A 2,418-nucleotide genomic window follows, 5' to 3' on the forward strand; every position below is an offset into this window, starting at 1 on the left:
CTTTGTTATTGCGTATTTTTAAATTTTATTTAGTAAACTTTACTTTTTCTTTACCATTGCTTAAATTTCTATTAAGTTTTAAACATTATATTAATATTCATACAACGTAATGTTTAAAAAATAATATTACTTACTATATGGAGACTACATATAGTAAGTAATGAAACGAAAGTGACGTAGGGAGGAGATTATAACGAGGTGAAAAAGCAAAAAAAGAAGAACGGTCGGCCAATGCCAATACGGTTAAATATTTTATTCTTTTGTGTATTTTTATTATTTTCTGGAATTATAATCCAGTTAGGTAAAGTGCAAATTTTCGATGGAGAAACATATAAAAATGAAGTAGCGAAGAGGGAAAATGCAACAGTTAAGCTTACAGTACCACGTGGCAAAATTTATGACCGTGAAGGGAATCCAGTAGTGGACAATAAGTCTTTACGTACGATTACATATACAAAGGTGAAAGGTGTAAAAGCGGAGGAAATGTTAAAAACTGCAAGACAACTTGCAGCAATAATTGAAATACCGCAAGAAGATATAGATAAGTTAACCGAGACGGATAAGAAAGATTTTTGGATGCAGTTAAATCCAAAACTTACTCAAGATTTAGTATCTAAAAAAGAAATAGATAAGTTTAGAGAAAAGGATATTAACGGAAAAGAGTTAGACAAAAAAATAGAAGAGTTAAAAAGAAAGCGAGTTACAGAAAAAAATCTTCAAGAATTAACAGCAAAAGACATAGAAGTGTTAGCTATTAAAAGTAAAATGACTTCAGGTTATCAAATGGTACCTCAAATTATTAAAAAAGATGTTAGTGAAAAGGAATATGCTGTGATTAGCGAAAATTTAGCAAATCTCCCTGGGGTTGACGCATCAGTTGATTGGGAACGGCTCTATGTAAATGATGGCTTATTCCGTTCAGTCCTTGGAAATGTTTCGAATGCTGATGAGGGATTACCACGTGAACGATTAGATTATTATTTAGTGCGGGAGTATAGCCGGAATGACCGGGTCGGGAAAAGTTACATCGAACAGCAATACGAAGATGTACTTCATGGCACGAAAGAAGAAGTAAGAAGTATTGCTGGTAAACAAGGTAATACAATTAGAACGGAGACAGTTTCTGAAGGGAAAAGCGGCAAGAATTTAACGTTAACAATTGATATGGAATTACAGAAAAAAGTAGAAGAGAGTATAGAAAAAATATTAAAGGCATATAAAGGTTCAGAATCAATGTTAGACCGTGCTTTCGTTGTAATGATGAATCCGAAAAACGGCCAAGTATTATCGATGGCTGGGAAAAGACTTGTAGAAAAAGACGGAAAAACGGAAGTAGAAGATTATGCTTTAGGTACGCTGACAAGTTCATACGAGCTTGGATCAACTGTTAAAGGTGCTACAGTATTAACCGGATTTGAAACAAAAGCTATAACACCGGGAACACATTTTTATGATGCACCTATGAAGTTTAAAGGAACTAAGGAGAAAAAGTCATGGAAAGATTTTGGAGATATAGATGACCTAAGAGCTTTACAAGTTTCCTCTAACGTTTATATGTTTAACACAGCATTAAAAATTGCTGGTATGGATTATGTAAAGAACAGTTCATTAGATATTAAACAAGAATACTTTGATAAGATGAGATATTATTTCAGACAATTTGGTTTAGGTGTTCCAACAGGCATTGATTTACCGAATGAAACAGCGGGGCAAATTGGGAGAAAAGATAATCAGCCAGGTTTCTTATTAGACTTTTCCATTGGTCAGTATGATACGTATACACCACTTCAGCTTGCACAATATATTTCAACTATTGCAAATGGCGGGTATCGTATGAAACCACAAATTCTTCAAGAAATTAGAGAACAAACCGTTCAAAAAGATGAGGTCGGTAAAGTAGTACAATCAATAGAACCCGTTGTTTTAAATAGAATTGATATGAAAGAAGAATATATCAATCAAGTAAAAGAAGGCTTTAGGAAAGTATTCCAAGAAGGGGATGGAACGGGAGTAAGGGCGTTCCAAAAAGCACCGTATAAACCAGCTGGCAAAACAGGAACTGCACAGACTGTATACGGTGGAGAAAGTGATATTGGGAGAAATGAGAAAGGCGATCGTAGAGAATGCTATAATTTAACATTAGCAGGATATGCGCCATATGATGATCCAGAAGTAGCATTTTCTGTTGTAGTACCATGGGTTATAAATGATAAGTCTGGTATTAACTCTGATATTGGAAAAGAAGTTTTAGATGCTTATTTTGATTTAAAAAATAAGCGATTAACTGGCGAAGCACCAAAAATAGATGACTCTAAAGAGAATTAAAATATACGAAACGTCTCTAGCATTTATATGGACTAGAGACGTTTTTACATACGAATAGATTAGAAATGAGGTATATATGAAGCAATTGATTCT

1 protein-coding gene is annotated in these 2,418 nt (G+C 33.8%); it reads left to right on the forward strand.

Features of this window, described 5'->3' with window-relative positions; all coding sequences use genetic code 11:
- Positions 1-198: 198 nt before the first annotated feature.
- The gene (locus ACFWDE_RS30360) at positions 199-2,325 is read left to right on the forward strand and encodes a peptidoglycan D,D-transpeptidase FtsI family protein (protein WP_377896380.1); all 2,127 of its coding nucleotides are present in this window, start codon (positions 199-201) and stop codon (positions 2,323-2,325) included.
- Positions 2,326-2,418 lie beyond the last annotated feature (93 nt).

This window comes from Bacillus sp. NPDC060175, assembly GCF_042728695.1.
Classification (GTDB): Bacteria; Bacillota; Bacilli; order Bacillales; family Bacillaceae_G; genus Bacillus_A.